Below are 23,944 nucleotides of genomic sequence, written 5' to 3'. Positions count from 1 at the left end.
GGCTTTTATGATTTTTAGTCCGTTGATTGATGAGCTCATTTCAGCATTCAAGGTGTTACCTTAGTGTGGGTGCAAAAAGCGCACAGCGAATGGCTTTTACGCTACTTGAACGAAATCGAGAAGGTGCGCTTAAACTCAGTGATGCTTTGCATCAAGCCATGGAGCATATCAATAACTGTCAACAATGCCGAACGTTCACAGAGGACACTTTGTGCAATATTTGCAGTAGCGAGAAACGCAAACTTAATAAAAAAATTTGTGTCGTTGAGTCACCTCAAGACGTCCTTGCTATAGAGCAAACGGCGTTATTTCAAGGAACATACTTTGTGTTAATGGGGCATTTGTCACCAATTGATGGGATTGGTCCAAATGAGATTGGTTTAGATGTGCTTGCCCAACGACTTAGCCAAGAAGATATAGAAGAAGTGATTTTGGCAACTAATCCCACTGTAGAAGGTGAAGCAACGGCACACTATATTTCTCAAATATGTAAAAAACAAAATATTGATGCAACTCGTATCGCTCATGGTGTCCCCGTTGGCGGCGAGCTAGAATTTATCGATGGTAATACATTAACCCACGCTTTTAGCGGTCGACGTATTTTTTAAAAATTCTTTGTTTTTTGCTATTGAAATCCATTCAATAGCCCTCAAATCTAGACCCAAGTATTTCAATAGCAATTGACAAAGGAGATCCTTGGCTATGGCTGAGACTGTCCAACACGAAACACATGGGTTCCAAACCGAAGTAAAACAACTTCTTCAACTAATGATTCACTCTTTGTATTCAAATAAAGAGATATTCTTACGTGAACTAGTATCAAACGCTGCTGACGCCGCAGATAAGCTTCGTTTTAAAGCATTATCAGATAACGCTCTATACGAAGGTGATGGCGAATTACAAGTTAGGCTTAGTGTTGATAAAGACGCTGGCACACTAACTGTTACCGATAACGGTATTGGCATGAATAAAGAAGATGTCATTAAAAACCTTGGTACTATTGCTAAGTCAGGTACAAAAGACTTCTTCAGCCAGTTATCAGGTGATCAAGCAAAAGATTCTCAGCTAATTGGTCAGTTTGGTGTTGGCTTTTATTCTGCATTTATTGTGGCCGACAAAGTAACCGTCAATACTCGTGCAGCTGGCTCTTCAGCCTCTGAGGGTGTTCAATGGGTATCAGCTGGCGAGGGAGACTTTGCGGTAGCAGATATAGAAAAGGAAACAAGAGGTACCGAGATTATTTTACATCTTAAAGAGGATGAAAAAGAATTTTTGGATGATTGGCGCCTACGTTCTATTATCTCAAAATATTCAGACCATATCAGCATTCCTGTTCAGATGTTCAAAGAAGAAGTTCCTGAAAGTGACGGGCCTGATGGCGAAAAGACTCCAGCTATTCCAGCATCATGGGAATCGGTAAACAAAGCTACGGCTTTATGGACACGTGACAAATCAGATATTTCCAAAGAAGAATATCAAGAATTCTACAAACACGTGTCGCACGATTATGCTGAGCCTTTGACTTGGTCTCATAATAAGGTAGAAGGTAAAACAGAATATACCAGTTTATTATATATTCCATCTAAAGCCCCATTTGATTTGTGGAACAGAGAACAGAAAAGTGGTTTAAAATTATACGTTCAACGCGTCTTCATTATGGATGATGCTGAACAATTTATGCCAACTTATCTTCGTTTTGTAAAAGGTTTATTGGATTCAAATGATTTACCTTTGAACGTATCTCGTGAAATTTTACAAGACAACAAAATCACTCAAGCCATCCGTCAAGGGTGTACTAAACGTGTTTTAGGTATGCTTGAAAAAATGGCAAAGAATGATGCTCAAAACTATCAAACTTTCTATGCGGAGTTTGGTAACGTGCTTAAAGAGGGCCCTGCTGAAGATTTCGCAAACAAAGAAAAAATTGCAGGCCTACTGCGTTTTGCGTCTACTCATAACGAATCAAACGAGCAGACAGTATCCTTAGCTGATTACATTGACAGAATGAAAGACGAGCAAGAGAAAATCTTTTATGTGACAGCAGATTCATATCAGGCTGCGCGCACAAGTCCTCATTTAGAAGTGTTTAGAAAGAAAGGGATAGAAGTATTATTGTTGGGTGAGCGAGTGGACGAATGGCTCATGTCTCATCTTACGGAGTTTAATGAGAAGCAGTTCCAATCAGTTGCAGGCGCTGATGTTGATTTGAGTAGCTTAGATGATGAAGAGTCTAAAAAAGCAAAAGAAGAAGCTGAAAAAGAAGTCGAAGGTGTGCTTGAGCGTATGAAAACTGCCCTTGGCGAAAAAGTTGAGTCAGTTAAGTTTACGCATCGTTTGACAGACTCTCCTGCATGTATTGTTGCAACTGATGGCGGAATGACGACACAGATGGCTAAATTGATGCAAGCGGCCGGTCAAGCAGTCCCAGAACCAACTTATAACTTTGAGCTTAATCCAGAGCATGAGTTGGTTAAATTAGTAGCTGATGTTCAAGATGAGGAGCAATTTGGTCGTTGGACTAATGTTCTGTTTGATCAAGCTGCACTATCTGAGCAAGGTAGTTTAAAGGAGCCTGCTAGCTTCGTTAAAAATTTAAATGAATTATTGACGGCATTGGCAAAATAAACCACATATAGTGTTTGTGAAAGCCCACCTTATAGGTGGGCTTTTTGTTGCAGTTAAGGAACTTAATGTTGAGCAATAGTATTGTTTTTGCCGCAGACAATTGAGCCATCTTTATTTTTGTTATCTTGTTAGGCTAAAGTATGAACAAAATTAAGCATTTGTTCTTGTTAACTTTCTTTCATCACTGTAAAGTTTGTGCAAATTATTTTTGATAACCATAATTAATGTTGGAGGCGCTCAATGCGTATTATTCTTCTTGGTGCCCACAGGTGCTGGAAAAGGAACTCAAGCTCAATTCTTAATGAATAAATTTGGTATTCCTCAAATCTCAACAGGGGACATGTTGCGCTCTGCAATTAAAGCGGGTACCGAAATGGGATTAGCAGCCAAAAAAGTCATGGATGCTGGGCAATTAGTATCTGATGATATTATTATTGGTTTAGTAAAAGAAAGAATCGCACAAGAAGACTGTGCCAATGGCTTTTTGCTAGACGGTTTTCCTCGCACTATTCCTCAAGCAGATGCAATGAAAGATTCAGGCGTTAGCGTCGATTATTGTATTGAATTTGACGTACCTGACGATGTAATCGTCGATAGAATGGGAGGGCGTCGTGTACACCCTGCGTCTGGCCGTGTATATCACGTTGTTTACAACCCGCCTAAGGTAGAGGGTAAAGATGATGTCACCGGGGAAGATTTACTTATCCGTGATGATGATAAAGAAGATACTGTAAGAGACCGTTTAGGTGTATATCACACCCAAACAAAGCCTTTAGTTGATTACTATAACCAAGCGGCCAAAGAAGGTTTGTGTGAATATTTCAAGCTTGATGGTACAAAGCCGGTTGAGCGAATAAGTGCTCAGCTTGAGGTGCTTTTAGCGTAAACTTTACAATATTTAACGCACTGTAATAGTCAACAGCCATTCATTTTGAATGGCTGTTTGCGTTTTAGGTAAGACCTTTATTTATGGCGTTAGCTTCAATAATCATATCGGCGGCTTTTTCAGCAATCATAATGGTAGGTGCGTTTGTGTTGCCCCCAATAATATTGGGCATAACAGATGCATCTACTATTCTTAAGCGTTCAATCCCAAAGACCTGCAAACTTGAAGAAACAACGGCGTTAACATCGTTTTGAGCTCCCATCTTACATGTGCCAACAGGATGATATAAGGTTTCTGCATGTTCTCTTAAATATTGGATAATGTCTTCGTCAGATTCAATATCATTACTTGGGAAGTATGGACTTGCTCCCTTACTCAGTGGCTCAGTTTGCGCAATTTTGCGCGACCATTTATAGCCAAAAATCATTGGTGCTAAATCTCTTTCGTCACTAAGGTAGTTGGGTTTAATTGCCAATTTAAAGCCACTAGGGGATTCACTGTCAGCAAGCAAATCAATGTGGCCTTTGCTGTGGGGATATAAGTTACAAAAATGAAATGTAAAGCCATGGCCATGTACTATCTTGCGTCCGTGATCAATTAACATTGCGGGCAAAAAATGTATCTGAACATCTGGCGCTGATAAGTCAGGCGATGATTTCAAAAAACCTGCACCTTCCGCAACATTTGAAGTAAACATTCCTTTTTTATGCTTAAAGTATTGATAAGGTGCCATAGCATTCTTAAGTAGGCCCAATACGCTGAAGCCGTAAGATGTCAGACTATTTTGTTTGTATACAATCGTAGCATCTAAATGATCTTGCAAGTTTTGTCCAACACCAGGTAAATCTTTTATTACCTTTATGCCTAGGGCCTCTAAAGAGTCTTTATCTCCGATTCCCGATTGCATCAATATTTGGGGAGAGTTAATTGCCCCTGCGCTAAGAATGACTTCTTTTGATGCTAAGATTGATGAGGCTTTATTATCTATTCTAGCTCTGACACCACATGCCTTATTGCCTTCAATGATGATACTATCGACCATTGCTTGCGTGATGATTGTTAAATTGTTACGGGCTTTGATTTCATCGTTTAAAAAACCCTTTGCAGTTGAGCAACGAGAACCGTTATCTTGCGTTACTTGATAAATGCCAACACCTTCTTGGCTTACTCCATTGAAATCATTATTTTCATAATAACCATTGGCAATACTAGCCTGCACATAGTCTAAGGTTAGTGGGTTAATATGCTTAAGATCAGAAACCGAGAGTGGCCCATCGGCACCATGTAAAGTAGAAATTCCGCGTGTGTTGTTTTCACTTTTGCGAAAATAAGGTAGCACTTCATTCCAGCTCCATCCTTCACACCCATCGTTGGCCCACTGGTCAAAATTATCAGGGACGCCTCGAATGTAACACATTGCATTGATTGAACTGCTGCCTCCCAGCGTTTTACCTCTAGGCCAATACATTTGACGATTATTCATGTGTTGTTCACTGTCAGTTTCATAACGCCAGTTAATCGACTTAACATGATTGATTAGCGATAAACCAAACGGTATATGAATAGCGGGACTTGTATCTTTCACGCCTGCCTCTAACAGACAAACGCTTATGGAAGGATCTTCAGACAAACGATTTGCTAGCACACAACCAGCTGATCCACCGCCTACGATAAGGTAATCGAAGCTTTGCAATGTAGTAGTTTCCTAAATGGGAATTTTGTCATTAAATATGCCACAATTATCTCGCTAAAGGCAGTGATTTTATCGCCAATCTAACTCAATCATCAATTTTTCATTGTCATCATGTGAGCCGCACATTTCATCATAAGGTGTGCTTTGCTTAAGCCATACTTTATTAAAATGTGAACCTGATAAGCGGTCTTTAATTTCGCTTAAGGAATTAAAGCTTGTCGAGTCTTTATAGTTATCTCGTACTATTTCTCTATTCGCATTTTGCTCGATACTTGCGATGTATTTGCCGCCTTCGATGGATTCAATGTATAGATTCATGTGATGCCTCTAGTAAGTTAAAAAACGATCAACATGATTTAAACAACTACAAGATTAATTAAGATCAGACTTTCCACCACATGTTTTTGCAAATGATGAAACCATTGTTTACAAGCTGCTCTTTTAACACCACTCTATCTTCTAAATTCAAAAAATCTCCAATACTGCAGCGTTTGTTACCTTGTGCGATAGTTATTTTGGGCAATTCCCAATCATTTGGCGTTTGGGTGTAGTACACATCTGTAAGTTCACGCGAGAATTGTTCAAAGGATCTACCTTTACGGTAGCCGCTTGAAATTGTAATCAGCTTATCGTCAATTTGAATCACTTGTTTGTGATAAGTAGAAATTGAGACTCGATACAAAAGATATGCAAACAGCCCTAGCTCTAATCCTGCAAATGGTAAAACTACCCAAGCACCAACAAACGTCCAAGCTAAGGCAATAATCATCACAACGACAGTCATAGCAATTATTACCAATTTTGTTTGCTGCCATGTAGCTGAACGATTAGGTGACAGTACAATAGTGATGCCATTTGCTGAATCTAGAGTTTCAACCATGTCTTTCCTATTAATATAATGTGTCTATGGTGCATCACTAATTGCCTTTCAATTGAGTAATTGGCAATTAATGGTTCCTACTGGGATAATTTTTCGTATAGTGTTGGTAAGTTTAGGTTTAACCTCTTTTAGGTATCATTATTGTTAACGCAAAGTTATAAATTTATCAAGCGTCACCCTATAAAAATAAGCTTGGTTATTGTATGGATATGCTTACTTTTCGCCACGCATCAAGTGCATTTGGTCTCTCAATATGGTGCTTTTGTCTTCCTTGGTATCATCGGTGCAATTTTTGCAAATGCAACCGGGGCCGGTGGTGGCGTTGTATTTGTTCCTTTTTTCAATCAACTAGACTTATCTAACGAAACCATTATCGCCACTAGTTTTGCGATACAGTGCTGTGGTATGACAGCAGGAGCGATTACTTGGTATCAGCACTATCAGCGAATAAAGCCCTCATCACTTGACTGGCACATTTTGCCTAAATCATTGCCTTGGCTAATTTGTTTTTCAATCGCTGGCATTTGGATTGCGCAATTTATATTTGGCGAATATACCGAACGTGTTCAAGATGGTTTGCACTTATATTTTGGCCTTTTTTCAATTTTATTAGCATTATTGATTTACGCTTCAACCGGACTAAGTAAACGAGAACATTTTAAACAAACGCTGCTAACAATAGATATAATTGCACTATGTGTTATCGGTTTGCTTGGCGGCGTGATAACGGCTTGGTTGTCAGTTGGGGTAGGAGAGCTTGTTGCTGTCTATCTGATATTACGCGGCTTTAATATCAGTTGTGCTATTGCTATAGCGGTTATTTTAACTGCATTTAGCGTCCACAGCGCTATTTATTATCATTTATTTGTATCACAAGCCGTTTATTGGCAAGTCGTGCTCTTTGCGGGTGCTGGCGCTATAATTGGCGGCGTTATCGCCAAAACTATTGTGTTATATTTTTCACCAGTAAAATTAAAAATATTTTTTGCTAGCTGGGTACTGTTTATGGGGTTTGCCAGTTTACCGCTGTGGTAATGTGACAAACCCCTGTCAGTATTTATATAAATTGGGTATAGATAGCAAATAGCACAAGAATGATAAATCCTATTGCCATTCTTTGGGTCATAGTGGCCGCATTTGCATCAGCATCCCTGTTAATTGACGGTGCTTTGTTACTAAACACAGCTATGCTTTTTGTGAATAAGCCTGAAATATTCAGGTATATTGCCAATAATCTTTTACCAGTGCTTGGCAGGAGCTTTCGATATAAAAATTCTATATCTAAATTAACCGAACGCAATTCTGGCGGATAAAGCCCTTGTTTGTTTAACCAAACGAAAGCCAGCGCTGAGAAAAATAGCAATTGCAATTGTGTCAGTGTGTGCGTTAGATCATAAGGTTGATAGCTATTGTCCCAAGGCAATAATTGATAAAGCAAATGCGGATAACTACCAATAACAATACATAACACCGACGCTAGCCCCATTGCGATTAACATATTAGTGGGTGCTTCTTTGGGACGAAGTCCCGAGTCGTGCGCAAAAAAGGCGAAAAATGGTATTTTAATTCCAGCGTGATGGAATACTCCTGCGGAGGCAAACAGTAGCATTAGCCATAGATATTCATGTCCTGCTTCAATCATAGCAGCCATGACCATACTTTTACTTACAAAACCGCTAAACAAGGGGAAGGCTGATATAGAGGCGGCGCCTACTATACAAAATAAGGTCGTTTTAGGCATGGTTTTGTGAAGACCTCCTAAGTTAGAACCATTAACATGGCCCACTCGTGTTAGTACGGCCCCCATTGTCATAAATAATAGTCCTTTAAAAATGACATCATTAAAAGCATGAGCGACTGCGCCATTGAGTGCTAGCGCCGTACCGATGCCGATTCCGCATACCATAAAGCCTAATTGATTGATTAAACTATATGCTAATACTTTTCTAAGATCGTTTTCGATAACGGCGTAAAAAATAGGGAAGCATGTCATCGCTGCTCCAATATACACTAGTGCATCTTCACCAGGAAAGGTTCTAGCTAGCATATAAATCGCCACTTTAGTGGTAAAAGCAGATAAGAATACAGTACCAACGGGCGTAGCTTCAGGGTATGCATCGGTAAGCCAAGTATGCAGAAAAGGGAATGCGGCTTTAATCCCAAACGCGATTAAAAAGAAATAAGAAGCAATACTTCCTAAACCGATATACGTAATATCAATACTTCCTGTTTGCGCATAATGAAAAATCAGTCCAATTAACAACAAAACACCAGAGAGGACTTGAATGATAAGATACCTTACTCCAGCCCCTTGTGCTGCTTTTGTGCGGCGTGCAAACACTAAAAATGCTGACGTTAAGGCAAGTAACTCCCAAAAAACAAAAAGGGTTAAAAAGTCGCCCGCGAACACAGCTCCAATGGCACTGCCAGCATAGGCTAAACCTGCAACAAATTGCACTCTATCTTTCAAGTGTAAGGCATAAATAAGACATAAAAAGCAGGCAATATGAAACAAATAACCAAACAATAGACTTAGTCGATCAACTTCAACTAATTGGAGTTCAAATATATGCAAATTAATTGAGATATTTGAGTAATCGTTTGCTAAAAAAAGATACAGTCCGTTTATCAATGGAACAAGCACTAATGCATATCGCCATTTCATTGGCATCAATAAAGCAAGTAAAGCAGCTATAAAGAAGGGTGCAAACATAGGAATGGAATAGCTCATGGTTGCTCCTGCTCATCTTCCCTTTGATCATAGTAATGCTCGTTTTTCATTAAAAACAAGCGCATGAGTTTGGCTAAAACAACTAAGACTACACAGGCAATGAAACCATAAATAGCGTAAAAGGCCGGTATTTCTTCAAAATAAACGTAGTGATGGCGATGAACAAGAAAGTCTATCAAGACCAAAGCTATGCATAAGGCGTAGAACACGTAAAGAATAGCACTGACATTTTTGGGCTTATCAAAAAAGCCTTAGCGCTTCGCTCAAATTGCTTGCGTCATTGTCATGATGTTCATCTTGTAGGTGATTATTCATAACGCGTTCCTAAGAAGTTAATGATAACGAAAGTTGATAAAACAACGATGGGTCAAAAAATAAATACAAGGTAATAATGCTTGGTATTGCCATCCCGATTAAGCAAGCTACGGGGGCTTCTTTCACCTTAGTGTATTGTGTATTTTTAATAAAAAACGCGCGCATAGGAATGCTAAACAAATAGTAAGTGTTAAGTAATGAGCTAATTGTTAATGCCGCTAGCACCGCCCACATTGTCATTGCATGATTTTCAAGTCCAAGAGCACCTGATAGCAAATACCACTTGCTCCACATACCTCCAAACAATGGTATACCTAAGATACTTAGCGTGCCTATGGTAAATACAATAAACGTAAAGGGCATCGCTCGGCCCATTCCATCTAAGTCACTAACTGCTTTTTTGTGCATTGTGACTAAAATAGCGCCGGCGGCAAAAAATAAAGCAATCTTGCCAAAGGCGTGCATCGCAATATGTAAACTAGCACCAATTACAGCGTCTCGCGTGACCATAAGCGCACCTAAGACAATATAGCTAAGTTGGCTGATTGTTGAATACGCGAGTCTTTCTTTGATGTTGTCCTTTGTCAGTGCAACAAATGACGCTAGTACGATCGTAATAAGCGGTAACCACAAAAGAATTTGATTGGCACCAGAGCGGCTAATAAAGTCAGTACCGAATATAAACACGACAACTTTTACAACAGTAAACACGCCAGCTTTGACGACTGCAACCGCGTGTAGTAAAGCGCTAACTGGTGTTGGCGCCACCATTGCAGATGGTAACCATTTGTGCAATGGCATGATACCCGCCTTCCCAATGCCTAATATGAACAAAAGTAGCAGTGGTAATACCCAAGATGGGTCTAAGCTTCCTTCTAAAATTCCACCTTGGACAAATTCTAAGTTACCGGCAACAAAATAGACGGTGATCATCGCAGGTAAGAAAAACAAAATAGATGAACCCATCAATATTAAAATATAGTTTCGGCCACCTTTTTTGGCTTCTTTGGTGCCTGCATGAGTGACCAAAGGGTAGGTAGAGACAGTTAAGAATTCATAAAAGATAAAGAGTGTAAATAGATTCTCGGAAAACGCGACTGCCATTACGCCTGAAATGGCAACAGCAAAAAAAGCAAAGAATCGAGTTTGATTCTTTTCATGATGAGCGCGCATATAACCAATAGCGTAAATCGACGTGGCTATCCATAACGTACTTGCAATAAGTGCGAACATGATGCCAAAACTATTGAGTGCAAACGAAATCGAAAGACCATCAATTGGTTCTGCAAATACAAAACCAATCTGATTAGCCAAATCTAAATTGCGAAACAGCCATATGTTGACAATAAGCAATAGAATTGCACATGTAAGAGTAGTTGCCTCTCGAAGGTTAGGCTGTTTTCCAAGTTGTGATATGACCACCGCACCGATCAGTGGGATAATCATTGTCGCCATTAAGCCATGGGTGAGTTCAAACATCAATATTCCTTACTTCGATGGCGAGACACTAATATTACTATCAAGCAAAGCACTGGCGATATTTGATGCGGCTTGATAAGGTAATTCAGTATAAAGACCAAAATAAAGACAGGCGATAGCACCCATCCACAACGCAATAGCCATACTTTTGGGCACTTTTGCGATACTATTGTCGCCACTCTCTACGCCATGAATGACCATTTTTGCTTTGGGTAGAAAAAACATAGTTTCTACAATTTTCCACACATATAAAATAGCTAAAACTGAACCACTAACTATTGCAACAACGACCAAATAGTTGGTGCTTGAAATAGCAGCTTCTAATAAATACCATTTAGTAACAAAGCCGGCAGTACCCGGCACGCCAATTAAACTCAAACCTGCAATGACTATGGCCATAAACGTCCATGGCATATCTTTACCAAAACCTTTTAACTGAGATAAAGTGGTAGTGTTTGCACGATATAGGATAACGCCCGCGCCCATAAAAAGAGTCGCTTTGATAATTGCATGATTAAACAAATGAAGAACAGATGCGGTAAGCCCACTTTGATTAAGTAAAGCGATGCCAATAATGATATAGCCAATTTGGGCAACACTTGAAAAGGCTAATAAACGTTTAAGCTCAACCTGCTGCCAAGCTCGATACGAACCATAAATAACGCCCACACAACCTAATACAAGTAATAATTGAGGGAGTAACAATGCTTGCCAGTATGTAATTGGGTATAAATCAAATAGCACTCTTAACAGCGCATAAATAGATACTTTTGTTGCGGTTGCAGATAAAAATATACTGACAACAGAAGGGGCATGTGAATATGCGTTAGGAAGCCAACTATGCAAAGGAAACACTGCTGCTTTAAGCGCTATTCCTAATATGATAAAGATGAAACCAGTCATCACCAGTTGCATTTGAGCAAAATTCTCAAAACGAAGTGCAATGTCTGCGATATTTAAACTACCAGATGCCGCGAACAAAAAGCCTACACCGATAAGAAAGAATGTTGCGCCAATAGTGCCTAAAATCAAATAAGAGAATGATGCACTAAGTGCTTTTCTAGAGCGTCCCATACTAATCAGGGCATAGCTGGACAATGACGAGATTTCTAGAAATACAAATAGATTAAAAATATCTCCAGTTAGTGCAATACCTAGTAAACCAAGCAAGCATAATTGAATCGCCGCATAAAATAATCCATAACTATTTTTATCAATTTCTTTTGGGACGCTGGAAAATGCAAATATACTCGTGGCCACAGCAACTGCGCTAATAATTAGCGCAATAAATGCATTAAGAGAATCAATTTTATATTCAATTCCCCAAGGAGGACGCCATCCCCCCAATTCATAAATGACGTGGGAGCCATCGATGACTTGATACAAAATAATAAACGATAAAACAAAACTGCAGACTGATACAAAAAGGGTTAATAACCATGTAATCGAATGGTGTTTAAAAATAGCGGTTATTGGAGCAACAATCAGCGGAATAACAACTAATAAAATCGTTAACTGTTCATTCATTCTTGATTATCCAACGCGTTGATTTGGTCTTCTTCAACCGTGTCATAAGCTTCTTTTATTCTAATTACAATGGCAAAACCCAGCGCGGTAGTTGCGACGCCAACTACAATTGCAGTGAGCATTAAAACTTGAGGCAATGGATTTGAATAGAGTGTGTAGTTTGAATCAACTATTGGTACTGTGCCGCCGTTTACTTTACCTAAGCTAACATAAAACAATATGACAGCGGTTTGAAACATTGATAGGCCAGCAAGCTTTTTAATCAAGTTAGTCCGATTCATTAAAGTATATAGCCCTATCATCATTACCGCGATAATAAGCCAATAGTTAACATGTCCAATGACATAATTGGTAATACTTGTAATATCCATTATTCTGGCGTCACTCTTCGAGCAAATGTAAAAAATAGCAGTATCATTACCGATGCAACAGTAATGCCCACCCCTAACTCAATTATGATGATGCCGATATGTTGTCCAGCGATTGGCGTTGATGCCAATACGCTATAGTTTAAAAAGTTACCACCTAATAGCATCGACACCACACCCACACCTGCATATAACAACACGCCAAAACTAGCCCCGATTTTTAAGGCTATTTCTGGTATCAGCTTTAAAGCCGCATCTAGGCCATATGTAAGTGAGTAAAGTAATATTGCCGAAGAGAATATAACGCCAGCCTGAAAACCGCCTCCAGGACTATAATCGCCGTGAAATTGCACATAAAAGGCGAACAAAATAATGATAGGAGATAACCATTTACTGACGACTCGCAAAATAAGGTCGTTATCCATTTTTGCCTCCTCGGGATTTAACGTGAATCTTTCGACGTTGACCTAGTAACAACAACACACCTATTCCAGCGGTTAGAACTACTGTCACTTCTCCAAGCGTATCAAATCCTCTATAGCTAGCTAATACCGCGGTTACCAAATTAGGGACACCGGTTTCTGATTGGCCTTTTTCAATGTAACGCTGCGCAACTTGCTGATTTGGCGCGCTATCAAGCTCACCTAACTCAGCAATATCGTGCGTACCAAAAATAAGTAATCCACCCATAATAGTGCAAACAAGCAGAGGTGTGGCACGTCGTTTGTTTTTGGGCTTTGCCTCGTGACCATCTTTTATCGAAGCTAAGGTAACTAACATGAGTACTGTAGAAATACCAGTACCTACCGCCGCTTCTGTAAATGCAACATCTGGTGCATCAAGCACAACAAACAGTCCAGCTACTAACAGGCTATAAAGTCCAAATAGCATCGCCATTGCAAATAAATGTTTTGTTTTTAATACAGCTAAGGCCATCACTAACAAAAAGCCTAATAAGATTAAATTGATAATAAGACTCATGATTTACCCTTATCATCGGCTTTATTTTCGCCTGCGATGATATGAATCTTCTGATTATGACGTAAACCCCACCGCCATGCATTGTTCGCCAGTGCATACGATGAAACAGGGCTAGTAAATGCCAAGAACAAAAAGATTAAAATAAGCTTCGCAATACTGGTGTAACCATCAGCTTGCAGTGCTAAACCAAATAAAATCGAGAATGTACAAAGAGTATCGGTGACACCAACGGCATGTAAACGTGCATAAGTATCAGGCAATTTTATAATGCCAATACCACCTATTAAACCCAAAATACAGCCAAAACCGATAAAGATAAAACTAATTACTTCTAAAATGGCGCTCATTTTTTTATTCCTCTTGCACCTTTTGCATTTGCAAAAAACTTACCTCGCTCTACAAGACGCAAAGCGGCGATTACGCCAACAAAGTTGAGCAATGAATAAAGTAATGAAATATCCAGTAAATCATGTCTGCCACTATAAAAGGCATAAATTGCGACTAGCAAAACGGCTTTTGTGCCAAACATATTGACGGCTAATATTCGGTCAAAGACTGAAGGACCTAACAATGCTCTTGATACGGCTAGGGCCATTGTGATCATGATAGCTAAACCAGCGGCTAAAAAATAATAGGTCATTGCTCAGAGACCTCGATAGGTTTGACTGAATACTGCTTTGGCATTATTTTAAGCATATCGTTATGCGCCAAATCCTCAGCGTTTTGAGCACTAATAGTGTGGACCAACAATGTGTTATCGGCTAAGGCAATACTCGAAGAGCCCGGCGTGAGAGTGATAGCATTGGCATACACCACTTTAGCCACGTCATCGTCAAATGGCATTTTTATGGTAATGAAAGTCGACTCGACTGGTTTAAACCCCAAGATACGCGCGCTAACATCAATGTTTGATTGAATGACTTTAATACTTAGCTTGAATAAAAACGAGATGAATGATCCGGTGACAAAAAAACGATATCTTTCTTGATCAATGCGAGTCATTCGACGAGTAAGCCACACTGATAATATAATCGATAATACGCCAAAACTAAGCATTAGCGGTTCAAACATACCTGATAGTAATAACCAAATAATAATAAGCGTTAAAGTTAAGCGTAAGGTGTGGTTCATAGGTAGTGGCCAATATGCTTGTTCATATGAATTTGCAGTAAAGCAAGCTGTAAAGAAAAGTGAATAAACGGTAAGGACATAAATAATGTTTCAATCAGATTTACTATCTAACTTATCAAGCCTATGCGCTCAATGCAATCAATCGATAGCAGACAGTTAAAAATTTTCAAATTGGTAAGTAACTGATTTATTATAAGATGATTGTGGTGACACCCATTCAGCCTCTAAATTTTTCTGATTAACTGCATCAGTCAGACCCTGCGCTTCTAAAGCAATAGCTCGATGTTTTCGAGGTAAAAAATTGCCCGAATACACCTGTAAACCTAATTGGTCACTGTAAACTTGTAAGCGAATTCCTTGTGATGCAGAGTGCAAAGTGGTCATTAAACGCTGATTTGGTAAGAAGCAATCATCGAAATCTCTTTTAGATAACAAGTCGCTAAGTTTTTGTGGACTATTCAAATCCATAATCCCTGTTGTTCTTGATTTTGAGCCTGTAGGTATCCCTCCCTTGGTTGTTGGCAGATAAAAGTCAGCATTTACCATCAATGACAGTTGACTGATGTCGGCCTCGCCAAGATGAAAATATGTGTGGTTACAAATACTAATTGGGCAAAGCTTGTCACATTTTGCTTGGTAGCTTATATCCAATGCATTGTCGTTGTTTAATGTATATGTGACGATAATTGAAAAATTGCTCTAGGAATCCACACTCACCATCTGGTGACTCTAATGATAAAGAACATGAGGATCGTGTCACAGCGACGATATCCCATACTTTGTGACTAAAACCCTTATATCCACCATGAAGTGTATTACCCTCATTATTTGCATCTAATTTATGATGTTGATTATTAATCGTAAAGCTAGCCTTATTAATCCGATTGGCAACTCTGCCACAGGTAGCGCCACAATAAAAAAGATCATTGAATACATCGTCGTCAGTTTTAAAATTAAAGGTAGTTTCTGTCAGGTGGCCTAATTGATTGGGGAATTTAATGGATAAAATACGTGCGCCAAAATCACAAATGGTGACTTGCATTTGATTATTATTGTGTAGCGTAATTCTTTTTAGCACATTGTTTGCGTTTTGATAGTTAGACACTTAACTATGCTATGCAATCATAGCTTAAGCAAGTTTTTAAATGGTGCATTAAAAACGCCGCTTAAAAGCGGCGTCGGGAAAAATAAATAACAAATAGGGAGGTTCGTTATTTTATCCTTCTATAAGTTTTCCACCAATTTCAATGCGTCTTGGTTTTTGCGCTTCGGGAATGATCCGTTCTAAGTCAATGTGCAATAAACCATTTTCAAGGTCTGCAGCTAATACTTTGACGTTATCACCTAATTGAAACTTACGTTCAAAATTACGCTCGGAAATACCTTTGTGCAGAAATTTTCGTTCGCTCGTATTTGCTTTGTCTTCAGTCGCTGGCTTGTTGCCAGATACCTTTAAAGTGTTCTCTTGCACCTCAATTACGACATCATCCTTAGCGAATCCAGCTACCGCCATGGTAATGCGATATTTATCATCTGCTAGTAATTCTATGTTGTACGGCGGGTACGTGTTTTGTTTTTCTTGGCGGCTTGCAGCATCAATCATAGATGCCAAGTGGTCTGAACCAATAAATGAACGGTAAAGTGGAGATAGATCGATAGTTCTCATAGTCATATTCTTCCTATTAAGCAATATGTTAAGTTGTTATGCCCCGACGATTCGGCGGCGTTAAATTGTGACCCCTTTCGGCTGCCACAACTTATATATGAGTACAGTTTTCGGCTTTTCAAGTAAATATTTTATTTTTTTATTTTTTGTGTCTTGCCTTTAAAATCTCAATGACTTCTTCAAGAGATAATTCGCTTGCTTGCAGAAGCACAATCAAGTGATACAGCAAGTCAGCAGATTCATTTTTTAGCTCCTGTAAATCTTTTACCGTGGCCGCTAGCGCTGTTTCAACACCTTCTTCACCCACTTTCTGTGCCATTCTTTTAATACCGCTGGCATAAAGAGAGGCTGTATAGCTTGAGTCAGCAGGTGCATTTTTACGAGACGCAATAACGTTTTCTAATTCAGATAAAAAACTAATGCTAGGCATTGTCGCATCACTAAAGCAGCTAGTGGAGCCAGTATGACATGTAGGACCGGCGGGATTAGCTAATATTAATAGGCAATCATTATCACAATCGCTAGAAATGTCGACTAAAGCAAGTGTGTTATTTGAACTTTCACCTTTTGTCCATAAACGCTTTTTACTTCGACTGTAAAAAGTGACTAAACCAGTGTCCAAGGTGTGTTTTATAGCGTCTTGATTCATATAGCCTTGCATTAGGACCTGAGCACTTTGTGCATCTTGCACGATGCATGGAATTAATTGTTCCATTTTATCCCATGCAAGGTTGGCGATATTTTCTTGAGTAAGCTTCATATTTTTCCTAATAAAATCGGCATTAATCTTTTAACCTTGTTTAAATCGTGTCGCAATATGGTTTTGTGATAATTCATGCTTTAGTTCGCTCATATCAATAATGTTTTTATGAAATACTGAGGCGGCTAATGCGCCATCAACATCTGCTTGCTTAAACACATCAATGAAATGTTCAATTGCACCTGCACCGCCAGAAGCGATTAAAGGGACTTTGCATTTGCGTCTTACGTGACTTAGTTGCTCAATATCATAGCCTTTTCTGACACCATCTTGGTTCATGCAGTTTAATACAATTTCGCCAGCACCGCGTTGTTGTACTTCATCAATCCAATCCAAGGTTAACCATTGTGTTTTCTGAGTACGGGTTTCATCCCCTGTGAATTGATACACTTCATATTGGCCACTTTGTTTGTTATAAAAACTGTCGATGCCAATTACAACGCATTGTTGTCCATAGGTGTTATATAGGTCAGTGATAAGCTCTGGTCGAGACAAAGCAGGGCTGTTAATCGATATTTTATCTGCGCCCATTTCTAATATTTTACCAGCGTCTTCAACGGTTTTAATTCCGCCAGCCACACAAAACGGAATATCTATTACTTCAGCTATTTGACTGACCCAACTTTTGTCAACGACTCTAGCATCACTTGATGCAGTAATGTCATAAAATACAAGTTCATCTGCACCGATGTCTGCGTATTTTTTGGCAAGCGGTACAATATCGCCGATTATTTCATGATTTCTAAATTGGACGCCTTTGACCACAAGACCATCACGGACATCTAAACAGGGAATTATGCGTCTTGCCAACATGATATTGCCTCAGTCAGTGTGAATTTACCTTCTAATAAAGCGCGGCCTAAAATTACGCCTTGGACCTTGCTAGGTTTTAATGCACTTATGTCAGCTAGCGAGCCGATGCCGCCTGAGGCTTGCCATTCAATATCAGGATACTGGCTGACCAAGTCTTTATATAAAGCGTTGTTAGCGCCTTGAAGTGTTCCGTCTTTGCTGATGTCTGTGCATAATACATGCTTTAAGCCAACAGTTTTATAATGCTCTATGAGATCATCAATACTAACTCCAGAGTCCTGTTGCCATCCATGGGTGGCAACAAACTTGTTACCATTAGCATCAATGTTAATATCAAGGGCTAAAACAATTTTATCTGCGCCAAACTTTTGGAACCAAGACGCAACTAATGCTTGTTCACTTACGGCAAGCGACCCAATCACCACTCTATTTACGCCAGCAGATAAGAAGTCTTTTACATCTTGTACAGTTCGAATACCACCACCGGCTTGAAACTGCATAAGCCCTGTCGCTACCATCGACTTAATTAACTTGATTTGTCGTTTACTGGTGTCTTTTGCACCCGTTAAATCGACAATATGTAATATGCTTGCACCTTGCTGTGCGTAGTCTTTAACAACATCAATGGGGTCTAAATTGTATTGCGTTTTTTGTTCATAGTCGCCTTGATAAAGTCGAACAACATGACCTTCAATCAAATCGATAGCGGGTATGATCATTAGTCTATCCTTGAAAAATTTCTTAAAAGTTGTGCACCAGCATCTGAAGAGCGCTCTGGGTGGAATTGTACCCCAAAAAAATTGTCTTTTTGGATGGCGGCAGAAAATTCATAGTGGTATTGGCTAGTCGCTAAGGTATGTTCGTATTTACTGACGGCATAACCATGCACAAAATAAAAATAAGCCTTGTCCTCAATCCCTTCAAACAAAGGGTTGTCATATGCACTACTGACTTGGTTCCAGCCCATATGAGGTAAACGTAAATCACCTACACTCATTTTTTTTACTTGGTCTGGAATTAGGCCTAAACACTCAATGTCTTCACTGGCATTAAGATCTTTTTCTTGCGAGCTTTCGACCATCAGTTGCATGCCCAAACATACGCCTAAAACTGGTTGAGTTAGACTTTGCAGACAATTAACAAGGCCTTTGTTTTTTATGCTAGTCATTGCTGCTTTTGCGCTACCTACACCTGGCAAAATGACATGCCGTGCACGTTTGATATCATCCACTTTATCAGATACATCTGCCGCCAGGCCCAAACGTTTAATGGCGAATCTGACCGATGAAATGTTTGCACAGCCAGTATCAACAATGGTGATTTTTGCGCTGGGCATTATAAGGCCCCTTTTGAACTAGGTAAAACATTACCTTGTTTGCTAATAGCTTGTCTTAATGCGCGACCGAAAACTTTAAAAAGGCTTTCTACCTTGGTGATGTGCATTGCCATCTGTTGTCGATAAATGTAGTGATAAGCCCATTGATTGAGCAATTGAGTAAAAGAAATGCGGGACCATTTCAGTGGCCATTTCACCCACACTATCACGAGAAAACTCGGCCTCAAACTGAAGGTGAGGTCGGTTAGAAATATCCATCAGGCATTCTGCGCGGCACTCATCCATTGGTAATGCAAACCCAAAGCGTGCAATTCCACGTTTGTCGCCAAGCGCTTTTTTAAGCGCTTCACCAAGCGCTAAAGCCGTATCTTCAACGCTATGATGATCATCAATATGTAGGTCACCATTTACGTTCAAATCAAGTTGGAAGCCTGCGTGCGTTGCTATTTGATCAAGCATATGGTCAAAAAAACCCATTCCCGTACTAATGGTGCTTTTTTCCTGACTATCAAGATTCACTTTTACAGAAATCTGAGTTTCAGAAGTGTTTCGGACAACTTCAGCAATACGCTCTTTGACTAATAATTGACGGCTTATTTTGTCCCAATTGTTTTCGATAGGATCATACTTTATACCTACAATCCCCATATTTTGTGCTAAGGCTATGTCGGTGTCTCTATCGCCAATAACAAATGAATTGGTGAAGTCCACTTTACCTTGCACAAGATAGTCTTTTACTAAGCCCAAACTAGGTTTTCTGCAACTACAATTATCACTATCAAAGTGTGGACAAATTAATACCTCATCAAACGTAATGCCCTGAGAGGTAAATATATCCATCATCGCTTGATGCGGTAAATCAAAATCCGCTTGAGGAAAACTGTCTGTACCTAGGCCATCTTGATTGGATACCATAACAAGCTTATAACCCGCCTGTTGCAAGGCAATTAGATTGCTTATTACCATAGGCTCAAACTTTAACTTTGCTAGGGTATCGAGCTGTTTATCAATAGGCGGCTCTTCTACTAAAGTACCATCTCGGTCGATAAATAATATGGGTTGCTGGCTCATTATAATGTCCCTTCGCTAGTGTTGAGTGCCTTTGTGCCACGTTGATTGAAAAATTGCTCAATGAGAAACAAAACACGTTCGTTTTGTTCTGGCGTACCAATAGTGATGCGTAAACAATTATCTAAAAACAGTTGTTTGGATTGGTTTCTAATTAAGACTCGATGTTCTACTAAATACGCCATTAATTGAGTATTAAATTGACTTTTGAACAAGACGAAATTACCGCATTGTGAGCCTACCAAACTTATTTCACTTATACTGTTTAGCTCATCGCATAGCTTGCGTAAATCAGCGCTAAGTTGCTGGACTCGTTGACGCATTAACTCAACTGCTTCGCTTGACAAAGCTTGTTGTGCAATTTGTGCAACAGGGTCGGGTATAGGGTAAGGCGCTATGACCTTCAGCAGTGTTTCTTTTATTGCTTCACTGCATAAAACAAAACCACATCGAATGCCAGCAAGTGCGAAACCCTTTGATAAAGTGCGCAGAATAACCAGATTAGGGTACTTGTCGAGCAGGTAAGTTTTAGTCTCACTAGCGCTAAACTCGATATAGGCTTCATCGAGGACAATAATAGCTTTTTGATGATAAGCCTCAAGTATTTCTATTAAGGAGTCTTCGGCAATAGATGTGCCAGTTGGGTTATTTGGTGAACACAAAAATACAAGCTTTATAGTCTGCTGTGTCGACTTTTGTGCATCAATAATAGCACGTGTATCAACACTAAAATCTTGATTCAGTGGCACTTTAGTAACGCCAACGTTAAAAGTTTGGGCGCTGATTGCATACATACCGTAAGTCGGGGGAGCAATTAATACACTATCATTTTGAGCTTCACAAAAAGCGCGTATTAGCAGCTCAATGCCTTCATCCGCGCCACGTGTACTCACTATATTTTGGGGTGCAAGGCCACTGTATTTAGCATAAGCATTGATTACTGCAGTAGGTTGACAGTCTGGATAGCGATTAAGTAAGTCACTTTTGACTGAAAATTCCTCTGCGCTTGGCGCTTCATTTGCGTTTAGCCAAATACGTTCTTGACTATCATCAGCACTAAATAAACGCCTCGCTGATTCATATGGAGTAAGCGCTCTAACATGCTGACTTGTCAAGTCATCTAACCATTGTTCATTTTGTGAGGGATTCATCGTGATACCTCTGTTTTATTGTCTGCTAGACGAATTGCGACTGCGTTGCTATGAGCATCTAATCCTTCAGCACTTGCTAAATCCATAATCGCATCGGCGATGTTATTCAATCCTTGCTTTGATAAAGTTTGGACTGTAAAACGCCTCATAAAATCTAATAAGCCTAAACTTGAATAGTTACGAGCATAACCATAAGTAGGCAACACGTGATTGGTTCCACTGGCATAGTCGCCTGCAGATTCAGGAGAGTATGCACCAACAAAAATAGAACCTGCATGTTTCACGCTAGCCTCAACAGTCGATGCATCTGCGGTCTGAATAATCAAATGTTCTGCAGCATATGCATTGGCAATTGATATTGATTGTTCAGTTGAGCTACTTAATATAAAGCGACTGTTATTGATTGATTGCTGCGCTATTTCGCGCCGGCTTAGTTTTACTAATTGTTGCTCAATTTCGATTTTGACAGCATCAATAATACTTTCACTGTCACAAACAAGTACGGCCTGAGAATCAACACCATGCTCAGCTTGTGATAAAAGATCCGCCGCCACAAAGGCTGGATTCGCTTGATTATCTGCTAACACAAGCACTTCAGATGGACCGGCTGGCATATCTATAGCAGCGCCCTGTGGATCTTGACTTACTTGTTGTTTCGCTTCAGTAACAAAGCTGTTTCCCGGGCCAAAAATTTTATCTGCTTTAGGAATGCTTTGCGTACCATAAGCCATGGCAGCTACAGCTTGGGCGCCGCCGCAAAGGTATATGTGTTGTATGTCACATAAGGATGCAGCGTACAAAATCTCTGGCGCAATTGGCATATCTTTTGTGCGCATCTTAGAAGGTGGTGTGCATAAAATGGGCATGTCACAACCCGCCACTTGCGCACTTACCCCTAACATTAATACCGTTGAGGGTAGCGGGGCACTGCCCCCAGGGATATATAAACCAACCACTTCTAATGGGCTATGCTTTTGTTCGCAAATAACGCCTGGCATTGTTTCAACTTTGATATCTGTTGGATACTGTGCCTGATGAAAGGTTTTTATATTTTGATAAGCAGTATCGATGGCACTAATGACTTTTGCAGATAACATCGTTTTTGCGTTATCAATAATTGACTTATCTAATCTCAAATCATCTAGCACTACACCATCAAATTGATTGGTATAGTCTAAAACTGCCTTAGTCACCCTTAGCTTTCACTTGCGTTAAAACATCATTAACGATTTGTTGCAGCTTGATTGAATCAGACAAAGCAGGGCGGGCAAGACAAGCAGTTTGTTCGCTTTTACTCATCTTTTCCCAAACAAGCGTTTTAGGTATGTGACCTGAACTGTATTGATTACTCATATTTTAGCCCATCATCTTCTCTATTGGTAAGACCAATATCGAACTGCAACCAATTGCTTTTAACTTTTCCATTGTTTCCCAAAAGAGTGTTTCAGAGCTCACTACATGCACTGCAACCCTATCATCGATGCCCGCCAATGGCAGTACTGTTGGATTTTCAGCGCCAAGGTAACAATGATTTTACTTGCTCAAGGTAGTTTTTGGGTGCATGTAACATAATGTATTTACTTTCTTTGGCTTGCAAAACACCATCAATACGCGGTAACAAGCGCGTAACTAAAGCTTGTTTTTCTTCACTAAGTCCTTGTGCTTTTTGTATCAACACCGCTTTAGATGAGAAGACTTCATCTTCTTCACGCAAGCCGTTGGCTTCAAGCGTTGCGCCGGTGGATACTAAGTCACAAATCGCATCTGCGACGCCTGCTCTTGGCGCTACTTCGACCGAACCGGTTAACATAACCGCTTGCGCATTTATGTTTTGTTGTTTAAAGAATCGTTCAAGCAGATAGGGGTAAGTCGTGGCGACCTTTTTACCGCTAAGTGATGAAACACCTGCATAAGCAAACTCGTTTGGTACTGCAATTGATAGTCGACAACCGCCATAATCAAGACGGCGCAATGTCTTAAATTCATGTGCTTTACCAGCTGCTTGGCGCTCAAGCATTTTTTCTTCTAATTCATTCTCGCCAATAAAACCCAAGTCCACGACATTGTCCATAACTAATCCAGGGATATCGTCATCTCTTACGCGTAATAAATCGATAGCTTGATTAGTGCTATGGGCGATTAACAGTCTATCGCGGATTTGTAGTTTAATGCCGATGGCTTTTAATAATGCAATGCTGTCATCACTCAGGCGACCTGATTTTTGAATTGCTATTCGAAGTCTGCTGCTATCACTCATCTTAATTCCTTAGTTTTACTACCCGTACTTATACTGATAAAAAGTGTAATTGATCCAATCTAATTAATTTATTTCGCTTGTTGACGCTAACGGGCCTTTTAAAAGGAAAAACCCCCGAAAGTTTCCTTCCGAGGGCTTCAAATTTATTTCATCGCCATGGAAAGGAACCAATACCCTTCCAGCACATTCCTGAAAGGCTATATGCGTGTATGGTGGTGATGGTTCAAATTTGCGAAAAATGTCATATTTTTGGTTTTGCCTTAACTATTTGAGCGAG

22 protein-coding genes, 5 pseudogenes and 1 other annotated feature are annotated in these 23,944 nt (G+C 39.7%); of the genes and pseudogenes, 4 read left to right on the top strand and 23 right to left on the bottom strand.

What is annotated here, in order from left to right; all coding sequences use genetic code 11:
* Positions 1 to 7: 7 nt before the first annotated feature.
* From recR to adk, 3 genes and pseudogenes are all read left to right on the top strand, one after another.
* Positions 8 to 608, top strand: a pseudogene (recR, locus tag ACZ1G6_RS10355) (recombination mediator RecR).
* Positions 609 to 702: 94 nt separating this feature from the next.
* On the top strand, positions 703 to 2,625 hold the full coding sequence (gene htpG, locus ACZ1G6_RS10350; RefSeq protein WP_472616234.1) for a molecular chaperone HtpG: 1,923 nt from the start codon (positions 703 to 705) through the stop codon (positions 2,623 to 2,625).
* 240 nt (positions 2,626 to 2,865) lie between these two features.
* A pseudogene (gene adk / locus ACZ1G6_RS10345) lies at positions 2,866 to 3,511 on the top strand (adenylate kinase).
* Between the two features lie 64 nt (positions 3,512 to 3,575).
* Here the strand turns inward: adk and ACZ1G6_RS10340 are convergent.
* The 3 genes from ACZ1G6_RS10340 to ACZ1G6_RS10330 form a co-directional block, all read right to left on the bottom strand.
* Entirely contained in the window at positions 3,576 to 5,204 is a 1,629-nt protein-coding gene (locus ACZ1G6_RS10340; RefSeq protein ID WP_472616233.1) for a GMC family oxidoreductase, read from the bottom strand.
* Between the two features lie 69 nt (positions 5,205 to 5,273).
* A complete protein-coding gene (locus ACZ1G6_RS10335) occupies positions 5,274 to 5,522 on the bottom strand; it encodes a DUF6482 family protein (RefSeq protein ID WP_472616232.1) in 249 nt (82 codons plus the stop codon).
* Positions 5,523 to 5,586: 64 nt separating this feature from the next.
* Positions 5,587 to 6,084, bottom strand: a complete 498-nt coding sequence (locus ACZ1G6_RS10330; RefSeq protein WP_472616231.1) for a DUF2244 domain-containing protein — start codon at positions 6,082 to 6,084, stop codon at positions 5,587 to 5,589.
* Positions 6,085 to 6,225: 141 nt separating this feature from the next.
* Here ACZ1G6_RS10330 and ACZ1G6_RS10325 point away from each other — a divergent pair, with 141 nt between their 5' ends.
* A complete protein-coding gene (locus tag ACZ1G6_RS10325; RefSeq protein WP_472616230.1) occupies positions 6,226 to 7,119 on the top strand; it encodes a sulfite exporter TauE/SafE family protein in 894 nt (297 codons plus the stop codon).
* A gap of 22 nt (positions 7,120 to 7,141) precedes the next feature.
* On the opposite strand, the gene ACZ1G6_RS10320 is transcribed toward ACZ1G6_RS10325, so the two are convergent.
* The 20 genes and pseudogenes from ACZ1G6_RS10320 to hisG form a co-directional block, all read right to left on the bottom strand.
* Positions 7,142 to 8,815 (bottom strand): Na(+)/H(+) antiporter subunit D, encoded by a 1,674-nt coding sequence (locus ACZ1G6_RS10320; protein ID WP_472616229.1) that lies wholly within the window; start codon positions 8,813 to 8,815, stop codon positions 7,142 to 7,144.
* A gap of 324 nt (positions 8,816 to 9,139) precedes the next feature.
* The gene (locus tag ACZ1G6_RS10315; protein ID WP_472616228.1) at positions 9,140 to 10,609 is read right to left on the bottom strand and encodes a proton-conducting transporter transmembrane domain-containing protein; all 1,470 of its coding nucleotides are present in this window, start codon (positions 10,607 to 10,609) and stop codon (positions 9,140 to 9,142) included.
* A gap of 9 nt (positions 10,610 to 10,618) precedes the next feature.
* The gene (locus tag ACZ1G6_RS10310; RefSeq protein WP_472616227.1) at positions 10,619 to 12,136 is read right to left on the bottom strand and encodes a monovalent cation/H+ antiporter subunit D family protein; all 1,518 of its coding nucleotides are present in this window, start codon (positions 12,134 to 12,136) and stop codon (positions 10,619 to 10,621) included.
* Complete coding sequence (locus tag ACZ1G6_RS10305) at positions 12,133 to 12,507, bottom strand: cation:proton antiporter subunit C (protein WP_472616226.1); 375 nt, start codon at positions 12,505 to 12,507, stop codon at positions 12,133 to 12,135. The genes ACZ1G6_RS10310 and ACZ1G6_RS10305 overlap by 4 nt, the downstream gene beginning before the upstream one ends.
* The gene (locus tag ACZ1G6_RS10300) at positions 12,507 to 12,929 is read right to left on the bottom strand and encodes a Na(+)/H(+) antiporter subunit B (RefSeq protein ID WP_472616225.1); all 423 of its coding nucleotides are present in this window, start codon (positions 12,927 to 12,929) and stop codon (positions 12,507 to 12,509) included. The genes ACZ1G6_RS10305 and ACZ1G6_RS10300 overlap by 1 nt, the downstream gene beginning before the upstream one ends.
* On the bottom strand, positions 12,922 to 13,485 hold the full coding sequence (locus ACZ1G6_RS10295; RefSeq protein WP_472616224.1) for a DUF4040 domain-containing protein: 564 nt from the start codon (positions 13,483 to 13,485) through the stop codon (positions 12,922 to 12,924). Before ACZ1G6_RS10295 ends, ACZ1G6_RS10300 begins: the two co-directional genes overlap by 8 nt.
* Positions 13,482 to 13,832 carry a monovalent cation/H(+) antiporter subunit G gene (gene mnhG, locus ACZ1G6_RS10290; protein WP_472616223.1) on the bottom strand — a complete coding sequence of 117 codons (351 nt, stop codon included), beginning with the start codon at positions 13,830 to 13,832 and terminating at the stop codon, positions 13,482 to 13,484. Before mnhG ends, ACZ1G6_RS10295 begins: the two co-directional genes overlap by 4 nt.
* A complete protein-coding gene (locus ACZ1G6_RS10285; protein WP_472616222.1) occupies positions 13,829 to 14,125 on the bottom strand; it encodes an MrpF/PhaF family protein in 297 nt (98 codons plus the stop codon). The genes mnhG and ACZ1G6_RS10285 overlap by 4 nt, the downstream gene beginning before the upstream one ends.
* On the bottom strand, positions 14,122 to 14,616 hold the full coding sequence (locus tag ACZ1G6_RS10280; RefSeq protein ID WP_472616221.1) for a Na+/H+ antiporter subunit E: 495 nt from the start codon (positions 14,614 to 14,616) through the stop codon (positions 14,122 to 14,124). Before ACZ1G6_RS10280 ends, ACZ1G6_RS10285 begins: the two co-directional genes overlap by 4 nt.
* Positions 14,617 to 14,772: 156 nt before the next feature.
* Positions 14,773 to 15,267: an aldose epimerase family protein gene (locus tag ACZ1G6_RS10275; RefSeq protein ID WP_472616220.1), complete on the bottom strand. Its 495-nt coding sequence runs from the start codon at positions 15,265 to 15,267 to the stop codon at positions 14,773 to 14,775.
* On the bottom strand, positions 15,239 to 15,721 hold the full coding sequence (locus tag ACZ1G6_RS10270; protein WP_472616219.1) for an aldose epimerase family protein: 483 nt from the start codon (positions 15,719 to 15,721) through the stop codon (positions 15,239 to 15,241). The genes ACZ1G6_RS10275 and ACZ1G6_RS10270 overlap by 29 nt, the downstream gene beginning before the upstream one ends.
* A 111-nt stretch (positions 15,722 to 15,832) precedes the next feature.
* Complete coding sequence (locus tag ACZ1G6_RS10265; protein ID WP_472616218.1) at positions 15,833 to 16,282, bottom strand: Hsp20 family protein; 450 nt, start codon at positions 16,280 to 16,282, stop codon at positions 15,833 to 15,835.
* A gap of 139 nt (positions 16,283 to 16,421) precedes the next feature.
* Complete coding sequence (hisIE, locus tag ACZ1G6_RS10260) at positions 16,422 to 17,042, bottom strand: bifunctional phosphoribosyl-AMP cyclohydrolase/phosphoribosyl-ATP diphosphatase HisIE (protein WP_472616217.1); 621 nt, start codon at positions 17,040 to 17,042, stop codon at positions 16,422 to 16,424.
* A 30-nt stretch (positions 17,043 to 17,072) separates the two neighbouring features.
* The gene (gene hisF / locus ACZ1G6_RS10255) at positions 17,073 to 17,855 is read right to left on the bottom strand and encodes an imidazole glycerol phosphate synthase subunit HisF (RefSeq protein ID WP_472616216.1); all 783 of its coding nucleotides are present in this window, start codon (positions 17,853 to 17,855) and stop codon (positions 17,073 to 17,075) included.
* Positions 17,837 to 18,574 carry a 1-(5-phosphoribosyl)-5-[(5-phosphoribosylamino)methylideneamino]imidazole-4-carboxamide isomerase gene (hisA, locus tag ACZ1G6_RS10250; RefSeq protein ID WP_472616215.1) on the bottom strand — a complete coding sequence of 246 codons (738 nt, stop codon included), beginning with the start codon at positions 18,572 to 18,574 and terminating at the stop codon, positions 17,837 to 17,839. The genes hisF and hisA overlap by 19 nt, the downstream gene beginning before the upstream one ends.
* Positions 18,574 to 19,191 carry an imidazole glycerol phosphate synthase subunit HisH gene (gene hisH / locus ACZ1G6_RS10245; RefSeq protein ID WP_472616214.1) on the bottom strand — a complete coding sequence of 206 codons (618 nt, stop codon included), beginning with the start codon at positions 19,189 to 19,191 and terminating at the stop codon, positions 18,574 to 18,576. The genes hisA and hisH overlap by 1 nt, the downstream gene beginning before the upstream one ends.
* Positions 19,191 to 20,262, bottom strand: a pseudogene (hisB, locus tag ACZ1G6_RS10240) (bifunctional histidinol-phosphatase/imidazoleglycerol-phosphate dehydratase HisB). The gene hisH and the pseudogene hisB overlap by 1 nt, the downstream one beginning before the upstream one ends.
* Entirely contained in the window at positions 20,262 to 21,410 is a 1,149-nt protein-coding gene (gene hisC / locus ACZ1G6_RS10235; RefSeq protein WP_472616213.1) for a histidinol-phosphate transaminase, read from the bottom strand. The pseudogene hisB and the gene hisC overlap by 1 nt, the downstream one beginning before the upstream one ends.
* Positions 21,407 to 22,763: pseudogene (hisD, locus tag ACZ1G6_RS10230) on the bottom strand (histidinol dehydrogenase). Before hisD ends, hisC begins: the two are co-directional and overlap by 4 nt.
* Before the next feature lie 3 nt (positions 22,764 to 22,766).
* Positions 22,767 to 23,667: pseudogene (hisG, locus tag ACZ1G6_RS10225) on the bottom strand (ATP phosphoribosyltransferase).
* Between the two features lie 102 nt (positions 23,668 to 23,769).
* Positions 23,770 to 23,889: a sequence feature (His leader region), on the bottom strand.
* Positions 23,890 to 23,944: the final 55 nt, after the last annotated feature.

The organism is Glaciecola sp. HA4-3 (assembly GCF_055693685.1).
This window is presented reverse-complemented; position numbering and strand designations above follow the sequence as displayed.